This is a genomic window from Cupriavidus numazuensis (assembly GCF_905397435.1).
Lineage (GTDB): Bacteria > Pseudomonadota > Gammaproteobacteria > Burkholderiales > Burkholderiaceae > Cupriavidus > Cupriavidus numazuensis.
Map to the genome: position 1 here is coordinate 25,009 of NZ_CAJPVI010000030.1, position 19,476 is coordinate 44,484.

Here is a 19,476-nt window from a genome sequence, read left to right on the forward strand (position 1 = left end):
AGGCAGAAATGTCACGAAACCTGAAAGATGCGGTCGTCGTCGTGACCGGTGGTGCGACCGGAATCGGGCGGGCACTCGCTTGCGAGGCTGCAGAGCGCGGTGCCCATCTGATGATTGCTGATCTCGATGACGCAAGCCAGACCCTGGAGTTGCTTCGCGGCAAAGGAGCTACCGCTGAGTGGGTACGGACGGACACGTCAGACTACGCCGACGTGCAGCGCTTGGCGGCCGTGACCATCGAGCGGTTTGGCACGGTCAACGTCCTGTGCAACAACGCGGGCATCGCAGCTCTTGGCGGCCTTCAGGAGGTGGATCCCGCGGCAGCGAAGAAAGTCTTGGACGTCAATGTGCTGGGTCTTTTCAACGGCATCCATGTCTTTGCGCCGTTGCTAAAGAAGGCTGCGGAAGACGGCGGCCCCGCCTATATCCTGAACACCGGGTCGGAACATTCCCTTGGGGTGCCTCCGCATGTGGCGCCGATGAGCATCTACACCGCAAGCAAGTTTGCCGCGCTTGGTCTGACCGAGACCGCACGGCGGGACTTGGAAGGTGCTGGAATCGGCGTCTCGTTGTTCGCGCCTGGCTGGGTTCTCACCGAAAGGGTCCGGGGTCTCATCGCCTCGAACCCCCAGATTGCTGCGGCAGTCGAGCCATTCGCTCAAGAGCCAGGTGAAGTAGCCAGAAAGGCGTTCGATGGTCTTCTCGAGGGAGCCCTGATTATCCCAACCAACCCTGCCAGCCGTGCATTTGCGATGGAACATGCGCGCAGCCTCATGGCAGGCGTACAGGTATTACCCATCCTCGATGATCCTGAAAGTCATGCACACGACGGAACCGGGGATCGATCGAAATGCCCAGTGGCGCATTTCTGATATGCGACGAGAACTAAGGAACTAAAAATGGCAGAACGAAGGCAAGTAGCGGTAGTCGGTGTAGGACAGACCGACTTCGGCGCTCTGTATGCGCAAAAGGACGCTCAGCGGGATCAGTACGCACTTGGTGCCGAGGCGCTGAAGCTAGCGTTGGAAGACGCTGGGTTGCGCAAGGACGAACTTGATGGCCTGCTCACTTCACGCATTGGATACGAGCATGGCGCCGACATGCTGGGTATGCCCAATCTCCGGGTGGTGAACGGCTTGGAAGGGTCCGGCCGCATGAGCGGCGTGTCATTTCAGAACGCGGTTTCTCTGATCGAGACTGGTCAGGCGGATGTAGTTGCTTGTGTCTACGGCAACAACGGGCGCTCGGTCCAGATGACCTATGGCGGTTACACGGTCAACCCCACCAGCAAGTATGACGCGATGTATGGGATGACCTCGCCCGGTGCCTACGTGGGAATGATGTATCGCCGGTATCAGCATCTGTATGGCGTGCCTGATGGCGCCCTGGCTCCAATTGCCATCAACAACCGTCGTAACGCAGTATTGAACCCGGTCGCTGTCATGCGGGAGCAGATTACGGAGGAGCAGTATATCAACTCCCGCTTTATCGCCGACCCGCTGCGTCTATACGATTACTGCATCATTAACGATGGCGGCGTCGCGGTCATCTTGACGACTCTGGAGCGAGCGAAAGACTTGCGCAAGCGTCCAGTGCGGGTTGCCGCCACGGCCGCTATGGGAAGCCTGCGCAATCACTACACCAGTCCCGACTTCTTTTACTCCGCCAGCCAGGATGTCGCGCGGCGCGTGTATGAAGCATCTGGCTACGGCCCGAGCGACATGGACTGCGTTCAGATTTACGACAATTTCACACCGACGGTCCTCTTCAGCCTCGAAGGTTTCAACTACGTGCCGCGCGGCGAAGCGTGGCAGTGGGCGACTCTCGATCGGATCGGTCTCACGGGCGAGACACCGATCAATACCGCAGGTGGCCACACAGCCGAAAGCTACATGCAGGGTTGGGGGCATCATGTGGAGGCGGTGCGGCAAATTCGGGGAGAAGCCGGCCCTCGACAAGTGGCCGACTGCAACATCGCGCAGTACATCTGCGCTTCGCCCATCGTCACGTCACACGTATTGGTTGGGGAATGAGTTGATATGGACAACGCAAAACTTATCCAAATGCTTCCAGCGATCACCGATGCCAATCGGGGCTTCTGGGAGGGCACGCTAGCTGGTCAACTTCGTCTTCAGTATGGAGACTCAGGGATTGCTCAATTTCCCGAGTACCCGGTCGACCGGGTGACGCTCAGCGACAAGCTCGAATGGCGCGCAGCAAGTGGTCGGGCAACCCTGTGGTCTTGGGTTGTGATGCACCAGCGCTACTTCGCGGCCTTTGCCGACGAAGGCCCCTACCTGGTGGCATTTGTCCAACTCGAAGAGGGCCCGTTCATGATGTCGACTATCGTGAATCCGCCGGAGGAGCTCGAGTGTGGTCTTCCACTGGAGGTGGTTTTCGAGAAGCTGAGCGAGGACCGCGCTATCCCGAAATTCAAGGTGGTGAACCAATGACTATGCAGCAGCAAGTGGAGCCGGCGATTCTCGTTGAGCACGCTGATACAGGCATTTCACGTATTACTTTTAATCGACCGAATCAGCGCAATGCGATGAACCGCGCGGCGCGAGTCGGTATCGTGAAGGCGCTTGATGAGTGCCGTGACAAGTCCAAGGTTGTCATCATCACCGGCAATGGCCCGGCCTTCTGCGCGGGCGTCGACCTGAAGGAAGGACAGGTCAGCACGGGAGATCTGGAGCTGGATAAGCGCAGCGACTGGGCCGCGGTCCAGGAGGAAATTCGCAACCACCCCGCAATCGTTATCGCGGCGGTCAATGGCTTTGCGCTGGGCGGCGGGTCGACTTTGATCAACGTTTCGGATCTGGCGATCGCGGCGAACGAGGCCAGCATTGGAATGCCCGAGATTGGTTTCGGGCTTTACCCCACGCTTGCCGGACCTGCAGCCCAACTACGTCTCAGCCCGAAGCGGGCGGCCTGGATGGTACTGACGGCCGACCGAGTTGACGGCGCGACTGCGGCCGAGTGGGGGTTGGTTAATAAGTCCGTGCCGCTGGAGAACCTCGATCAAGCGGTCACGGCGCTCGCCGAGCGCATTGCCCACTTTGATGCCACCGCGCTGGAGCTGTCGAAGAAAGCTCTTTGGAAAATTCCGGGCGAGATTTCTGAATGGACGTCGGCGATCGCCTACGGTACTGACGTTTATGCCCAGATCCAAGCCCGCAGCACGGCTCTCGCTGAAGGGCTAGGCAAATTCCGGGATGGTCAACGCAATCCGGGACAAGGTTGATGTCTACTCTGCAAGAAAAGCCACCTGTTCGGTTTCGGGTCGTTGAGATCGCATCCTCCGTCGCCGGAGCTGCGTGCGGACGGTGGTTCGCCGCTCTTGGCCACGACGTGGTGAAATGCGAGCCTTCATCCGGGGATCCACTTCGCGCCAGGGAGTTCACATTCACGGCGTTAAACGCGGGCAAGAGCAGCGTGGTGCTGCAGCCACAAACAGACTGCGAGCAGCTTGCAGCATTGCTTTCGTCGGCGGACATCCTGATCTTGGATCAGGGGCACGCTGCATCTGCCGACCTTTCTCCCGATAGATTAAGGGAGGGCTTTCCGCATTTGGTGGCGGTGTCGCTCACTGCGTTCGGTCTTGGCAGCGAGTATGAGACGGGCACTGGCGATAGCCTTCTTGCGGAGGCCTATGGCGGATTGGCGACCATGATCGGAGAACCTGATCAGCGACCGCTCAGCCTTGGCGGGGACCAATCCGCTCACGCTGCAGCGTTCGTCGGCTTCTATGGCGCCATGCTCGGGCTACGCCGCCGCGAGGCTACGGGCTGCGGAGATTTCGTCGAAGTTGCCCAGAGCGATGTCGCTGCCTACATCGACTGGAAGAGCGATGTCACGTACAACCATGGTGACAGGGTGCCCGTACGCACGGGCTCCTCGCGAGGTGGGTGGCGCGTTATCCAGGCCAAGAACGGTTGGGTCGGAGTGATCTTCCTAGCCCATCAGTGGTCCTCGTTCGTCGAGGTTATCGGCGATCCGCGTCTGATGGAGCCATGTTTTGCCGACGCCCGTCAGCGGGAAGAACGGACCGAAGAGTGGTGGTCAATCGTCGCGGAAGTGATTGGCCGGCGGGAGGCATCGGAGGTCTATACCTCGGCACAGCGCTTCGGTTTGCCCTTTGGGTACGCTGCCGATGCCGCTGACCTTCTGAGCTCAGAGCAACTGATTCGCCGAGGGTTCGTGCTGCCAACTGAGCGACGCCGCAGGGATGCGCCAGTGGTACGTCTGCCGGTAGAGCTGCCCGGCATGCGCGACCCATATGCTCCGGCCCCGGGCTTGGGAGAACATGGGGAGCTACCGCCCTGCTGGACGACCGCTTCTAATAGCGGCGATGAACCTACACGATCGGTGACCGGCCATTCAGTGGAATCTTTGATCGCTCCGCTGAATGGACTGCTCGTCCTGGATTTCGGCGCAATTACCGCCGGCGCTGCGACGGGGCGACTTCTGGCTGATTACGGCGCGACTGTCATCAAGATCGAATCGCATGACCGTCCAGACCCTTTTCGACGATGGGTCAGCCCGAGCGGAAAGGGCTCTCGCGATGGAGTGGAGTCGCCGGTGTTTTCGTCAAACAACGTTGGCAAGCGCGGTCTGTGCCTGGACCTGAAAACCGAGCGGGGTCGACAGATTGTGCACCGCCTCATTCGCCGTGCCGATGTCCTCGTGGAAAATTTCCGGGTAGGTGTGACCGCACGGATGGGAATCGACTACGAAACCGTGCATCAGTTGAACCCGGATCTGGTCTACCTGTCGCTTTCGAGTCAGGGTCTCAATGGCCCGGAGTCGTCGTACAGCTCCTACGGTTCGACACTCGACTTGCTCTCGGGACTTGCCGCTGCGACCGGTTATGCAGGCGGACCGCCGCTTTGGTCCTCCGGAGACGTCAACTATCCCGATCAAGTTGTGTCCCTGCTAGGCGCGGCCTTGATCACGCATTCTGTAGTGACTGGGCAGCGCGGTGTCCACCTAGACGTGTCGCAACGCGAAGTGGTGGCGTGGACCCTTGCCGACCAGTTGGCGGAATACGCCTGGACCGGCCGTACGGCTCGGCCCGACGGGAACCGCCGGCCTGGGAGTACGCCGCACGATACCTATCCCGCTGCCGGAACAAACGAGTGGCTGGCGATCGCCTGTACGACAGAAGCCCATCGACAGGGTCTTGCGGGCCTGATGCACGGACTTCCATTGGACGCTCCGGAAGAGTGGTGGCGAGAGAACCAGGACACGGTAGATGCGCACATTGCCAACTGGACGAGACTTCGTTTCCGGGATGAGGCGGTGGCGATTCTGCAGCGGGCGGGCGTGCCCGCAGTGCCGGTGTCAACGGCTGCGGACCGCGCTGAGCAGCCCCGCTACCGTGAGCGCCAGCTCGCATTGCGAAGCCCCGATTGGATCAAAGGCTTTCCGATGATCATGCACGGATTCGAGCCCCCAATGCCGGCTGCGGCTCCCGCATTGGGCGAGGATATTCAGAACTGGGACGATGATGCGATCGAGGAATTCCTTGATCAACTCGTATTGCCGGGGCAATCACAGCGCAAAGATGCCGAGTCCGCGCTTTTGTCCATCTAAACGCATTGGCACACAGTTCACGAACCCAGTTCGCCAATGCCAATAATCAGGAGATCAACATGACTCAAATTACTTTCGTACAGCCTGACGGCACCAAAAAAGAGGTCAATGCCACCAACGGACAGTCGGTGATGCAGGCGGCCATCAGCAACCTGGTTCCCGGAGTTTTTGCCGAATGCGGTGGCGAACTCAGCTGCGCGACTTGTCACGTGTACGTCGATGAGCAGTGGGTCGGCAAGATTCCCGAAAGGTCGGGAGATGAAACCGACATGCTGGAGCTCACGTCTGAAGAGCCCACGGACGCAAGTCGTCTGTGTTGCCAGATTCAAGTGGATTCCTCGATGGATGGCCTCATTTTGCATATCCCGAAGACTCAGAAGTTCTAAATAGATATTCCTGAGAGCCTGTTCGGTTCACTTGAATATCTAAATGTGGCGACGAGTTGGTAGTAAATTTGTAAATGGTGAGAATCAATGGCTCAATTTGGTACACACGGTGTTATCTACCGAGGCGGAACAAGTAAGGCTCTGCTGGTGCGGACGAGCGATCTCCCTACTCAGGTTCGCGAGGAGCTGGGCCAGTGGCTGCTTGCAGTCTATGGAAGTCCTGACCCCCGTCAGATCGACGGGATTGGTGGCGCTGATCCCCTGACCAGCAAATTTGGATTTGTGGGCCCGGCATCCCGCCCGGATGCTGATGTGGACTACACCTTCGCACAGGTTGGGATTCACAACTCCATGGTCGACTGGTCGATCATGTGCGGAAACATTCTTTCCGCGATCGGTCCCTACGCGATTGATGAGGGTCTGGTGCAAGCGGTCGAGCCGATCACGACGGTGCGCATCCACAATACCAATACGGGGAAAGTCGTTGTAGCCCGTGTCGAAGTATCCAACGGCAAGCCTAAGACGACAGGTGACACCAGTATCGACGGTGTTCCCGGGACCGGCTCGCCCATCCTGCTGGACTTCAAGTATGCGGCTGGCGCCAAAACAGGCAAGCTGCTTCCGACTGGGAACCGTCGTGACGTCGCCGAGGTGCCCGGTGTTGGACTTGTCGAGTATTCGGTGGTCGACATCGCGGGCATGCAGGTCTTCGTCAAAGCCAGCGCTTTTGGTCTCACCGGCACAGAAGATCCGCTCGCGTACGAGAAGATGACTGAGGTTGGTCGCCAGATCGAATACTTGCGACGCAAGGTTGCGGTGGATCTGGGCTTCGCGTCATCGATAGAGACGGCGAGAGCGGAAAGCCCCATGACGCCATTCAGCATTATCGTCGGGCCGCCCCAGGACTGGCAGCTCTATGGCACGCAAGAGAAGCGGTTGGCACACAACTGCGACGTCGCTGCCCGTTGCGTCTTCGACGGAGGGATGCACAAAGCATTCCCCGGTACAGGGGCCATTCCGACCGCCGTCGCGGCGGCAATCGAGGGGACGGTGGTCCACGACGTTGCGCGCGCAGAAGCTCACGCAGAGGGCGCCTACCGCATTGGACACCCGAGCGGGACGCTCGCTGTCGATGTCGAACTGAATGATTCAGGCGCGGGCGTCGAGGTGCAGCACGCCTCTTTGGTGAGAACTGCGCGGCGGCTCTTCGAAGGTACGGTATTTACTGAGCCGTCAAGGCTGTGGCGCGACTTCGATCCTTCGTTGGTTACAACATCAGGTGAGCACCGTGGGTACTGATAAGAATGGAGTTGTCGTAGTGGGTGCTGGCCAGGCAGGCGCGGAGCTGGTAGCAGCACTGCGTATGTCGGACTATCGTGGCCCTATCACGATGATCGGTGACGAGGCTTTTCCCCCATATTATCGGCCGCCGCTGTCCAAGGCCTACCTCTCCGGGAAGGTCGACTTGGAAGGTCTCTATATTCGACCAGTTGCCATGTATGAGGAGCAGGGGATTGCGATGCGCGTGTCCTCCCGGGCCGTCGCAATCGACAGGGACGCTCATCGAGTCTTGCTAGAGGATGGAAGTAGTCTGGGCTACGAGCGCTTGGTACTTGCTACCGGTGGCCGCGTGCGCAAGCTCCAATATCCCGGGCTAGATGCGGCGCCAAATGTCCACTATCTCAGGACCATCGATGACATCAATGCCATGCGCCATCGATTCCTGCCTGGCGCTAGGCTGGTGATTGTTGGCGGCGGATATGTCGGGCTGGAAGTTGCGTCTGTCGCGCGTAAGCTCGGCTTGTCTGTCACGGTGCTGGAGGCACAGCCTCGAGTGCTGGCCCGCGTAACTGCTCCCGAAGTATCTTCGTTCTACCAGCGCATCCATGCAGAGGAAGGCGTAGATGTACGCGTGGATACTACCGTGGCCGGATTCGGATTCGCCACTGATGGCGCTGTGACGAGTGTTGAGTTAGGGAGCGGGGAGTCGATCAGTGCTGACGTGGTGCTGATCGGCATCGGGCAGGTGCCAAACGTCGAACTGGCGGAGGCAGCGGGACTTCCTGTCGACAATGGCATCGTCGTCGATGAGTACTGCCGTACTGCAGATCCTGACATTCTCGCAATCGGCGACTGCACCAGCCATCCTTGCAGCGAGAACGGTGGCCGCCGGCGCCTTGAGTCCGCACCGAATGCATCTGAGCAGGCTCGTGTGGCAGCGGGTGCGCTTACTGGAGCGCTTCAGCCTTATAACGCCATCCCCTGGTTCTGGTCGGATCAGTACGACACCAAGCTTCAGACCGTCGGACTATCCGCGGGCTACGACGACGTCGTGATTCGAGGTGAAACCGAAAAGGGCCGCTCCTTTGTTGCTTTCTATCTCAAGAACGGCGAGATCCGGGCAGCCGACGTAGTCTCCAGCCCCCGGGATTTCATGTTCGCAAAGAAGTTGGTTGCGCAACGGGCCAAGGTGTCCCGCGCAACGTTGGAAGACCTGTCAATCCCGCTCAAGCAGTCACTCTGAGCAGAAAGGAATTTTATTTTTATGAAACAACAGAGCCAGGATACGCACGTCAATCAAGAGGTGCATCGATTCGCCCCAGAGACGGACCGCGAGTACAAGATGCTGATCGACGGGGAGTGGGTGGCAGCCAGTAGTAACGAGACGTTCTCCTGTCACGACCCTTACGAAGACCGCGCTTGGGGCAAGGTCCCCGCTGCTACCTCGGAGGATGTGGATCGCGCTGTTCAAGCCGCCCGGCGGGCATTCGATCAAGATGGCTGGCCGCAAACTTCCCCTACGGTACGTGCGGGAATGCTGCGCAAGCTAGGTGATCTGATCGAGGAGAATGCGGAGGAGTTGGCGCTCATCCAAATTCACGAGAATGGAAAGCTTCTCTCCGAGATGCTGGCAGGGGCTCGGGCACTTGCTGGCCATGCTCGATACGTGGCGGGGTTGGCGGAGAACATTCACGGCTCCACCATCCACTCCCACCCGGGCTTCACCTCATACACCGTCCGTGAGGCCGTGGGCGTGATCGCAGCGATTACGCCGTGGAACTCACCGCTGACATTGCTGTCATGGAAGCTGTTCCCTGCCCTTGCGGCCGGCTGCACGATCGTAATCAAGCCGTCCGAGGTGACCCCCACGTCGACGCTGCGTCTGGCCGAACTTTGCCAGCAAGCTGGATTTCCCAAGGGGGTGGTGAACGTTGTCACGGGCTTCGGTCTGCCGACCGGAGCGGCTCTGGCAAACCACGTCGGCGTGGATAAGATCGCTTTCACCGGGTCCACCAACGGAGGGAAGGCGATGCTTGCTGCGGCCGCGCCGAGGATTGGTCGCGCGACGCTGGAGCTGGGTGGTAAGTCGCCCAACATCGTGTTCGCCGATGCGGATCTCGATGACGCGGTGCATGGTGTAATGGGTGGCATCTTTGCAGCGACGGGACAGTCCTGCATGGCGGGCTCCCGCGTCCTAGTTGAGGACAGCGTCTACGATGAGTTTGCCAAGCGACTCGCGGAGGCCGCAGCAAAGCTCACCCTCGGTGACCCGCTGGACCCCGGTGTCGATGTGGGCCCAGTTGCTTGTCGTAATCAGTTCGACAAAGTCTTGAGCTACGTCGAAATCGGCAAAGCGGAGGGGGCTCACCTACTCGCAGGCGGGGTGCGTGACACCTCGACTCCCCTGACGGCAGGTGGTCTGTTCGTCCAGCCCACCATTTTCACCGAGGTGTCCAATTCCTCGCGGCTGGCCCAGGAGGAAATCTTCGGCCCGGTGGCCAGCCTCATCAGGTTCAGCAATGAAGACCACGCGGTACAGATAGCCAACGACGCGGACTTCGGTCTGGCTGCGGCCGTGTGGACGCGCGATGTGGGCCTGGCACATCGGATGGTCAAACGCGTGCGGGCTGGCACAGTCTGGGTCAACTCCTACCGGGTGATCCACTACGCCGTCCCATTCGGAGGTTTCAAGCAGAGTGGCATTGGCCGGGAGCTGGGGGCCGAAGCGTTGGACGATTACATGGAAACTAAATCCGTCTGGATCAACGAAAGCAATCGACAGCAGTTTGGTCGACGCTAACAAGATTGCCGATGTCTTTTCAGTAGACGCTGGTCAGCGAACGTCGGCGTTGTAAAGGCAAACGAGGCATCTTCCGGGGAACTGTTGAACAGTTCTCCGGCTGTTGGGATGTGACCATCGGCAAGGTCAAATTTTCGTGGTCCCGTCGTGTTTCTCGGATCCATTTCGCCGGCGCCGCTTCGCGGTCCAATGGAAGCAATGCAAGCCAGGATTGCATTGCCTGGGCATTGTCATGGGATTATTTTGCAACATCGGTCGTTACCCGCCGATGCTTTGCATTTAGTCTCAGAATTGTGCGGTCAGAGACATTTATAAGTCACTAAAAACTAGAATTTTCCGGTTTGGTATGAATCGGGAAGTAACGATGTTGGCTTGCGGGTAAATAGCCGCGGATACGTGCAATTAAAAAAGGCGATTGAAAGCGCTAGCGATATCTGGTTGGCGCTGTGTTTCCCATCAAGTGTCAGAAGGCACTATTAAAAAGAAGGAACTAAGGTTGAGACAACGTAAGCATAAGATGCTTGCTACGGCAGCGATTTGTCTAACGATGCTTGCCCATTGCGGCGCAAGTCGGGCCTATGATGTTTTGCCCGGGGACATACTCCCGCTGCCGGACGGCACAACTGCAGTGGGGCTATATTATCTGTATGGCCACAATGATGAATTCAATTTGAATGGTAATACCTTCAAGAAGGATACTGGGCTTGACACTCACGTCGGTGTCTTCCGGGCGCTACATAGTTTCACTATTGCTGGAGTTCCGGTGCAGCAAAATATTGTGCTGCCCTATGAAACGCTCAGAAATGGCGAGATTGGCGGGGCAAAGCTAGGTACTACGTCAGGGTATGGTGATCTCAGTTTTGTTACCCAAGTATGGCCCGTTAGCGACGCCGAGCGCGGCTCCTACGTCGGAGTGGCCGCTGTGCTTACGGCTCCAACAGGCACGTACCGACCCGGCAACGCCCTGAATACTAGCGATAATCGTTGGGACGGTACTTTAATGCTTGCAGGGGGCCAGCGCTTCGCGTCTGTTTGGCGCGCAGAAGCATATATCGACTGGCACACCTATGGTAATAACAACAAGGCAGGATTGACCGGAAGTCAGACACTGAAGAAACGGGATTCTTACGAAGCGCAGTTCTACCTTAATCGCGACTTTGCCCCAGGAACTTCGGGAGCGATTGGTTATTCAGTCTACTCGGGAGGGGCTGTCAGCATTGATGGAGTGGAGACCGGCGAGCGGAGTCAGAAACAACAACTCCGCGTCGCGGTCACCCAATTCCTCAGTCCGAATTCGGTAGTGACATTGCAATTGACTCATGATTTTGCGGTGCGCGGCGGGTATCGGCAGAACGTGGGGATGACTCTGCGTGCTGGTCTTCTATTCTAGTCAGACCGCTTAGCGATCCATGCGGGTCTGCAGAGCTCGAGAAGCCATTCAGATTGCGGTGCGGAGGTGAGCGATGCGCCGTCGTCTAACTTGTTGTTCGCTGCACTGCGTTGGATGCTCCTTCTCAGTTCGATAGCGATGCCGCCGATAGAACTCTGTTACACGCCACCGTCCGGCACAAGGACGGTGGCGGCCTGCGCCCGACCGGACGCGCAAATGCTCATGCCCAATTAGTTTGCAATTTGCATATTGATGGGAACGAGATTTTAGTTTAAGGGAATAATGTCATGACAAACAATCTGAAGTTCTATATTGATGGCAAATGGGTTGTGCCGGAGCAGCCGCGTCTATTTGATGTGGTAAATCCCGCAACAGAGGTGGCTTTCGCCCAGATTGCACTCGGCTCGGCCGCCGATGTGGATCTCGCGGTCGCCGCGGCGCGTCGTGCATTCCCATCCTATGCAGCCACCAGTCGTACTGAACGCCTCGAACTGCTCGGAGCAGTAGCGGCTGTCTATGAGCGGCGGAAGGAGGAGATCGCAGATGCCGTTTCCAATGAGATGGGTGCGCCACTCACCCTGGCACGCCAATTCCAGTCGCCTATCGGATCCCGGCACTTCGCTCAGGCCATCAAGACTCTGCAAGATTACGAGTTTGAGGAGCGCATCGGCCAAACGCTTGTCGTAAGGGAGCCCATCGGTGTTTGTGGCTTCATTACACCGTGGAATTGGCCAATGAATCAAGTGGCGTGCAAGGTTGCACTAGCGCTGGCGGCTGGTTGTACTATGGTTCTCAAGCCTAGCGAGATGTCACCGATTTCAGCGCTTCTTTTCGCGGAAATCTTGGATGAGGCTGGCGTGCCTGCAGGGGTCTTCAACCTGATCAATGGCGATGGCCCGACTGTTGGTCATGCCATTTCGGCACATCCGGGAATCGACATGGTCTCGTTCACGGGTTCGACCCGTGCGGGCATTCTCGTGGCGAAGACAGCTGCGGACACGGTCAAGCGTGTTAGCCAAGAACTGGGCGGGAAATCGCCAAATATCCTGATTGATGACGACTCATTTAGGAGTGCAGTCATTCACGGTGCGCGCGTGTGCTTTAACAATTCAGGGCAATCGTGCAACGCACCGACCCGGCTTCTCGTTCCGGCGCATAGGCTTGATGAGGCGGCGGAGCTTGCGCGCGCGGTCGCGGAAGAGACGATTGTGGGTGATCCGCGAGCAGAGACGACGGTAATTGGTCCCGTTGCGAACGCTGCCCAATTCGAGAGAGTTCAGGCAATGATCGAAAAGGGTATCGAGGAAGGGGCGCGTCTCGTGGCAGGCGGCTCTGGGAGGCCGAGCGGTCTGGACAAGGGCTACTATGTTCGGCCGACCGTATTTGCCGGCGTTACCAATGACATGACGATCGGAAGGGAGGAAATCTTCGGTCCGGTTCTTTCGATCGTTCCGTACGCCACGGAGGAGCAGGCAGTCGCTATCGCCAATGACACCGTATACGGATTGTCATCGTATGTGACGGCTGCGGATGTCGGGAAGGCCCGCGACATCGCTCGCCAAATTAGGGCAGGGATGGTTCACATCAACGGTGCGCCAGGCAGCTTCGACGCGCCGTTCGGCGGGTACAAGCAATCGGGCAACGGGCGCGAATGGGGCCGATTCGGATTCGAGGAGTTCCTCGAGACGAAGTCGATGTTCGGCTATGAGGGTGCTTGAAGTGGGTTGAACGACGTCAGTGCACCATGATTCCGTCGGGCGTTCATATGCATCTGGAATCATGGTGCTGATGTCTTGGAATCACTTGTTTGTGAGCAGTCACTATCGATTCTTTGGATATATAAATTCGAAAGCGCTACGAGTGATTCCTTCTTTGGGTCTGGTCTACCGCTCTTGACATCAAATTTGTAAGACTGCATTCTGCATACCGTCTTAAGCTCGCCTTGTTCCGGCCGAAAAAGGAGGTTGTAAGTGACTGATGCAGCTCTTAGCATGCGCGTCGCACCGAGCATGCTACTGCGCGACAAAGTGGTGGGGACCCTGCGTCAAGCAATCCTGGATGGAGCGCTTGAGCCCGGTCGCCGACTCACTGAACGAGAGTTGACTGAACTGACCGGCGTAAGTCGCACCTCGGTGCGCGAGGCCTTACGCCACCTCCAGGCCGAACGGCTGGTCGAAGCTTCGCCCAGCCGCGGGCTCCGTGTGGCGATACCGACGGAGGAAGAAGTAAAAAATATTTACGAGGTTCGAGCCGAGCTTGAACCTCTCGTCGTGAGGCTCTTCACCCAGAGGGCGTCACAAAAAGAGATTGATGCGCTTATCGAAGCGCGCCAGCAGAAGACTGACGTTTGGGACGGCCTACAACGATTTAACGAGTTGCTGCTGGCTGGAACGCTGAATCCCGTCCTGACGGAGATCCTGACTGGCTTGCACACCCGGATTCACGTTCTACGCCGGCTCTCGTTTTCTACCCCGGGTCGCAGCGCGGTCTCAAAGCAGGAATTCGACGAGATCGTATCTGCTATCGAGCGCCGATCTCCGGAGGAGGCGGCAGAGGCGGCTCGGCGCCACGTGAATGCTGCCAAGGAAGCCGCGCTGCGAGCGCTAAAATCGCTACGCGAAACAAGTTAGGCCATTGGATCAATGAAATTGCACCGATCCCGGGATGCTTGGGAAAAGTGAATTGGAGTTGAAGCCGAGGGCGAGGAACTGATGCCGATGCCCCCAATCAGCCAACCTTAATGCTCGGCGTACGCCATGCGATCTTTGGACGATTAGGTCGCCAAGTACATCCCGGTCTTGAGGAAACCCCGTCGGCGATGCAAGCCTTTAGCCACGCCTCCGGGTGAATCCCCATATGGTGGTTGTCGTAGCTTAGCTCTTCATCACAAGCACTGGTTTAACGACCTCGCCGCTTGCGATGGCGTGCATCGCCTCATTGATCTGGTCGAAGCGGAAAGTCTGGACAATTTTCTCCAGAGGTAACAGGCCAGCGCGGTAAAACGCCACCATCTGAGGAATGAGAGACGACGGCACGGCATCGCCTTCGACCACGCCACGGACCTGAAGTCCGCGGCCAACGAAGATGTTGGGGGCGAGCTTGTAGCCATCCTTGCTGGATGACAAGGCGACTTGCGCCGTACTGCCACGCTTGCGCAAGCAAGCGATCGATTGCGCAACAACGTCAGGGACGCCGGTGGTGTCGACCGAGAAATGTGCGCCTGTCCCTGTGATCGACATAATCTGTGCCACAGCGTCGAGCTGGCCACCTTGGATCACATGGGTAGCGCCCAGTTCCAGAGCTTTCTGCAGCCGACCCTCTTTAATGTCCACGGCGATGACTGTGGTGCAGCCAGCGAGCTTGGCTGCCATCACGGCACCCAGCCCCACGGCGCCGGCGCCAAAGACGACCAGTGACGTACCCGCAGATGGCTTTAGGACGCGTAGGACGGTGCCAACGCCCGTGAGAACGCCGCAGCCCAGAGGGGCCATCAGATGCAGCGGCAGATCTTTATCGATCCGGATCGCGTTACGTTCACTGGCGAGGGCAAAGGTCGCAAATGCCGATTGGGCGAAGAAGCCCGCTCCTATAGTCGCGCCCTCGCGTCGGATCGCCTCTCCGGCATCGCGTTTTCCGCCAAAATTGATCGCTGTGAAATCATCGCAGTAGCTAGGGTGACCGTCGTTGCAATGCTCACACACGCCGCAGGATCCAAATGTCATGACGACGTGGTCGCCCGGAGCCAGAGTGGTTACACCGGGGCCAACACGCTCGACCACGCCGGCGCCCTCATGGCCAAGGACCTTCGGGAGCGGGACAGGAATGTGCCGGAGCTTGGCAGCGATGTCGGTATGGCAGATGCCGCAGGCGTGCACCGCCACCAGAACCTCTCCTGGGCCGGGCTCGGCAAGTTCACATTCTTCAATGGTGAACGGTGTTTCAGGCGAAGTGGCAATTGCGGCTAAAATTTGCATGCGAATTCTCCTGTGAACTCTCGATTACGCCGTCACGGAAAGCAAGCAAGAATGACGGACTGTTGGTTAAATGTTCCGCGCTCTCGTGTGGAGGCCTGATTCGCGTTCCTTGACACTGGCAAAGAGCATCCCCACGGAGTGGGAGCCGGCACACTTTGCTACCAAGGGTGTTCGGCAGCCCGCCGCATCGGAATGGCGGCGACGGGCCACTTCGCAATAGCAGTTGCTCTTGGCATCAAGAGCGGATCCGGACGCTATTCACCTCTCTCTCACTGAAAGCGACGTCCTTGATCGCATCGTAGCGCATCACCGCAGAAGTCCTGTAGGAAATGAATGCCACTGCTATGGCGCCAATTGCGGCGAAGAAAGCAATGGATAGAAAATTCTCCACCAGCGGCAACTTCATGGAGACTAGAAAGCCGATCAAAATGGGAGCCACTAATGCCCCAATCCGACCGATCCCGGAGGCAAAGCCAAGACCGGTAGAACGGATCGCCGTCGGGTAAAACTGTCCACCAAATGCGTAAAGGAGGCCCTGCGTACCCAACGTCGCAGCACCGACAACAGCCGCGACTAGAAGCAAAGGCTGCATACCATAGCCCAGTAGTGTGAGAGAGATTGCGGCGACTGCGAAGAAAGCGCAGGTTACCCACTTGATGTTCAGCCTATCCGCAAGCCATCCGCCATCGACGGTCCCGACGAGGGCGCCGGCGTTGTAGGCGAGAAAGAAATTCAGCGAGGAACCCAGATTGTAGCCAGCCATGGTCATCAACTTGACCAACCACGAACTGAGCGCGTAAATCATAAATAAGCACGTAATGCAGGCAACCCAGATCATTACCGTGCTGAAAGCGCGGCCCTCTTGAAACAGGCCCCGAACGCTGGGCGCTTCGGTCTTGTCCTGGCTTGGCACTACGAACTCATTGAGCGACTCTAGCCGGATGTCGGGCCGCATTTTACGGACGATCTGGCGTAGACGCGCGTCATCGCGCTGACTAATCAGAAACTGCAAGGACTCAGGCAGGTATGTCAGAATTACAGGAATCAGCAGAGCTGGGACGCCGGCGGCAAAAAAGACTGCTTGCCATCCGTGCGTTTCGATGAACTGCTTCGCGAGAAGCGCCGCGATAATGCTACCGACCGCGTACCCGCAGCACATCACCATCACCATCAGGCCACGCACCTTCGTCGGCGCATATTCGCTCATATGCGCAGTCACATTTGGGATGGCGCCGCCAATACCAACTCCAGCCAGAAAACGCATCACGCTGAATAGGTAGGGGTCATTGGTAAATCCGGCCGCAGCAGTGAAAATACTGAAGAAGGAAACACAGATCGCGAGAACCCACCTGCGGCCAATCTTGTCGGCAAGCGTGCCTAGGATGATCCCGCCGAACATCATTCCGAACAGCGCGGAACTGGCCATGAAACCTGCAGTCGTGGCTTCGACTCTCATTTCCTTCATGATAGCTGGCAGCGCAGTTCCCGCAACCGCCAGGTCGTATCCGTGAACACCAGTATCACGAAGCAGAGTGCCAGCACTGTCCAGTGGAATCTGCTTAAAAGGGCTTCGTCGGCCAACTTCCTTAGGTGAAGTTGTGCATTGTGTCTCCTTGTTTGGGACGCCGGACGTACAAGGCGTGCCGGCGTGGTGCGCGGCTAGTAGGGAAAGTGGATTAGTGACCTACACGCGGGGAATCGGAAGCGCGATAGCTCATTGACTATTCCCTTCAGTACCGGCGATTTACTGCGGACTCGCTTCGCGTGTCTGCGGAAAATCTCTTATGTTTTGGCTGCGATAGTACGCTGATCCGTCAAGCCGGCAATGTGAGATCAACTCACGCAGTATGACGTCTCAATGCTTATCGTCTCGCTACGTGGAGAAGCACTTCTGAGCTTTTGAGCCACGCTTGTCCGAGACATTGTGCTTCAGCACCTGACCAGGGGACACGTAATGCCACGGAAAGCAAAGACGAGCGTGCTTGCCATCTTCTGTGAAGGCGCTGGTGACTGCGAGGCAGCCCCGGTCAACGCGAGCCAAAACCGGAGATGTGTGACTATTCCAGCTGTGAGATCCTGGAGACCGTGGATGCGGCGACCGAGTGCGCCAATATCTGGATGGAGATGTTTGACGAGCTCAAGACTTAATCAATCCGCCCGGTCTTTCCAACTCAGCGTAAAAAAAACCACGCTACCAGCCCGCTGGTAGCGTGGTTATTAATTCGCTTGCTCGTTTCCCACCCTGGGGAGGACATGACGTGAACTGCCCCGGAGCAGGACACCGGAATTATCTCGCAACCTCGATCGACGCCAGCGAAAGTTTTTCTCACGAAGCGTGATATATCGACGATTGTTACAAGGGTATTTCGATTGCAGAATCCTCCAACCTATCGCTCGGCAGCATCATCGTCTGCATCCCGGCAGCGCTCAAAGACTTTCGAACGAGACAGCGTTTCACACTTGGCTCGTGCTTGCAGGAGTAGTGCGCTGCTCAGAGGCGGCGCCGCATCTCATTGGCGTTGAAGTTCGCAGAGGTTGGAAAGCGCTCGGATGAGTGCATCCAGGAATGCATGGCTGAGCATCGCTCGGGAGTCCAGAGCTCTCGCGGCTGGGCGAGTGAAAGGTGTTGCTTCGGCTTTTGGTCAATCAAGTAGTAAGAACGGTGTTCCCTGGTAAGACGGTACGCGCCGGCAGATTGATGGGGGTGGAAGTTCTGCTGGTGAGATGAAAAATATACTTTGGAGATAACTTAGCATGAAGAAGCTGCTCATGGCGCTGGTCGCGACAGGGATGATCGGGGGCGCCGCAAACGCCCAGTCTAGCGTCACGTTGTACGGCGTAGTCGACGCCAACGTCGAGTACGTGAATAGCATGCGCTCAGCACTGCCGACCGCGGCAAATCCGAATCCCGCAAGTGGCAGCGTGCTACGCCTGAGCAGCGGCGGCTTTGCTAGTAACCGTTGGGGCATTCGCGGCGTGGAAGACCTCGGTGGCGGCCTCGCTGGCATCTTCGTCATCGAAGCCGGCTTCAACACCGACAATGGCGCCTCAGCCAACGCCACCCGCACTTACGACCGCGCGACCTATGTCGGCCTGCGTAGCAACGCCTGGGGCCAGCTTACCTTCGGGCGCCAGTACACTTCGATGTTTCTGATGCTCGGTAATTACTCGCCGACCGTCTACGCGCCGCAATACGAACCGATCACGTTCATGGCCGGGCTGAACTTGCGCGAGGACAACATGGTGCACTACACGGCCAAGCTCGGCGCGGTGACTGGCCGCGCGCACCTTTCGTTCGGCACTGGCGTGTTCTGCACAGGAGGCGTGAGCCCCTGCGCAGGCTCCGGCGAAACTCCGGGTAGCTTCCGCGCCAACATGGGCTACGGCGGCACGATCGAATACAACGACGGCAAGCTGGGCGTGGGCATCGGCTACGACGAGTATGACCCGACTGCCTCGGTGCTTGGCGACAGTGGCATCGGGCGCTTCCGCAAGGCCACCGTCGCGGCGGGGTACAACATCATGCCGACCTTGCGCGTGCAAGGTGGCTACCGCTGGGGCCGCAATGCGTTCTCGAATGGTGCCGTGGCGCTGCGCGACAATCTCTACTGGGTCGGTGTTAACTACACCCCTATTGCTAACGTTGACCTGACGCTAGCCTACTACTACGACGACCTGAAAGGCGTTCAGCCGACCGCGACGGGTGCTACCGCCGTGTCGACCAACCCAGCCAACCCGTACCAAATCAGCTTCATGGCGGCCTACAACCTGTCAAAGCGCACCAACGTGTATCTGAGCACGGCTTGGTCTAAGCACGCCGCACTGGCGTTTGGAGGTCTGGCAGCCACCGGGGGAACGAACACTTATCTGCTGGGTGCCGGCAAGGACAGCCAGTTCGGTGCCGCACTGGGCATCCGCCACATCTTCTGATCTGCTCACGTCCCTGGCACGGTCTTCAGGCACCTTCGGTGCCTTTTTTTTATCCACGAGACATTTTTACTAGCACGGTTTCAACGATACCTACTCCAGACACAGTCCGTTTCGCTGACT

15 protein-coding genes are annotated in these 19,476 nt (G+C 58.1%); 13 read left to right on the forward strand and 2 right to left on the reverse strand.

Annotated elements, in window-relative coordinates; translation table 11 throughout:
* The first annotated feature begins 8 nt into the window (after positions 1-8).
* The 12 genes from KHO41_RS22670 to KHO41_RS22725 all read left to right on the forward strand — a co-directional run bounded on the left by KHO41_RS22670 (position 9) and on the right by KHO41_RS22725 (position 14,082).
* Complete coding sequence (locus tag KHO41_RS22670) at positions 9-872, forward strand: SDR family NAD(P)-dependent oxidoreductase (RefSeq protein WP_211955535.1); 864 nt, start codon at positions 9-11, stop codon at positions 870-872.
* 27 nt (positions 873-899) lie between these two features.
* Entirely contained in the window at positions 900-2,033 is a 1,134-nt protein-coding gene (locus tag KHO41_RS22675; protein WP_209761540.1) for a thiolase family protein, read from the forward strand.
* Between the two features lie 6 nt (positions 2,034-2,039).
* On the forward strand, positions 2,040-2,453 hold the full coding sequence (locus KHO41_RS22680) for a Zn-ribbon domain-containing OB-fold protein (RefSeq protein ID WP_211955536.1): 414 nt from the start codon (positions 2,040-2,042) through the stop codon (positions 2,451-2,453).
* On the forward strand, positions 2,450-3,244 hold the full coding sequence (locus KHO41_RS22685) for an enoyl-CoA hydratase/isomerase family protein (protein ID WP_209761538.1): 795 nt from the start codon (positions 2,450-2,452) through the stop codon (positions 3,242-3,244). Before KHO41_RS22680 ends, KHO41_RS22685 begins: the two co-directional genes overlap by 4 nt.
* On the forward strand, positions 3,244-5,595 hold the full coding sequence (locus KHO41_RS22690) for a CaiB/BaiF CoA-transferase family protein (protein ID WP_211955537.1): 2,352 nt from the start codon (positions 3,244-3,246) through the stop codon (positions 5,593-5,595). The genes KHO41_RS22685 and KHO41_RS22690 overlap by 1 nt, the downstream gene beginning before the upstream one ends.
* A gap of 59 nt (positions 5,596-5,654) precedes the next feature.
* The gene (locus KHO41_RS22695; RefSeq protein WP_211955538.1) at positions 5,655-5,981 is read left to right on the forward strand and encodes a 2Fe-2S iron-sulfur cluster-binding protein; all 327 of its coding nucleotides are present in this window, start codon (positions 5,655-5,657) and stop codon (positions 5,979-5,981) included.
* Positions 5,982-6,068: 87 nt separating this feature from the next.
* Positions 6,069-7,280: a 2-methylaconitate cis-trans isomerase PrpF family protein gene (locus KHO41_RS22700; RefSeq protein ID WP_211955539.1), complete on the forward strand. Its 1,212-nt coding sequence runs from the start codon at positions 6,069-6,071 to the stop codon at positions 7,278-7,280.
* Positions 7,270-8,505 carry an NAD(P)/FAD-dependent oxidoreductase gene (locus tag KHO41_RS22705; protein WP_211955540.1) on the forward strand — a complete coding sequence of 412 codons (1,236 nt, stop codon included), beginning with the start codon at positions 7,270-7,272 and terminating at the stop codon, positions 8,503-8,505. The genes KHO41_RS22700 and KHO41_RS22705 overlap by 11 nt, the downstream gene beginning before the upstream one ends.
* 21 nt (positions 8,506-8,526) lie before the next feature.
* On the forward strand, positions 8,527-10,062 hold the full coding sequence (locus KHO41_RS22710; RefSeq protein ID WP_211955541.1) for an aldehyde dehydrogenase: 1,536 nt from the start codon (positions 8,527-8,529) through the stop codon (positions 10,060-10,062).
* A 496-nt stretch (positions 10,063-10,558) separates the two neighbouring features.
* Positions 10,559-11,452 (forward strand): transporter, encoded by an 894-nt coding sequence (locus KHO41_RS22715; protein ID WP_211955542.1) that lies wholly within the window; start codon positions 10,559-10,561, stop codon positions 11,450-11,452.
* 287 nt (positions 11,453-11,739) lie between these two features.
* A complete protein-coding gene (locus KHO41_RS22720; protein WP_211955543.1) occupies positions 11,740-13,170 on the forward strand; it encodes an aldehyde dehydrogenase family protein in 1,431 nt (476 codons plus the stop codon).
* Positions 13,171-13,422: 252 nt separating this feature from the next.
* Entirely contained in the window at positions 13,423-14,082 is a 660-nt protein-coding gene (locus KHO41_RS22725) for a GntR family transcriptional regulator (protein WP_211955544.1), read from the forward strand.
* Positions 14,083-14,325: 243 nt separating this feature from the next.
* Here the strand turns inward: KHO41_RS22725 and KHO41_RS22730 are convergent, their stop codons facing one another.
* Together KHO41_RS22730 and KHO41_RS22735 are read right to left on the reverse strand one after the other, a co-directional pair.
* Positions 14,326-15,426, reverse strand: coding sequence for an NAD(P)-dependent alcohol dehydrogenase (locus tag KHO41_RS22730; RefSeq protein WP_211955545.1), 1,101 nt, complete (start codon positions 15,424-15,426; stop codon positions 14,326-14,328).
* 235 nt (positions 15,427-15,661) lie between these two features.
* Positions 15,662-16,891, reverse strand: coding sequence for an MFS transporter (locus KHO41_RS22735; RefSeq protein ID WP_342344476.1), 1,230 nt, complete (start codon positions 16,889-16,891; stop codon positions 15,662-15,664).
* A gap of 1,289 nt (positions 16,892-18,180) precedes the next feature.
* Here KHO41_RS22735 and KHO41_RS22740 point away from each other — a divergent pair.
* A complete protein-coding gene (locus tag KHO41_RS22740; protein ID WP_211955546.1) occupies positions 18,181-19,356 on the forward strand; it encodes a porin in 1,176 nt (391 codons plus the stop codon).
* The last annotated feature ends 120 nt before the right edge of the window (positions 19,357-19,476 follow it).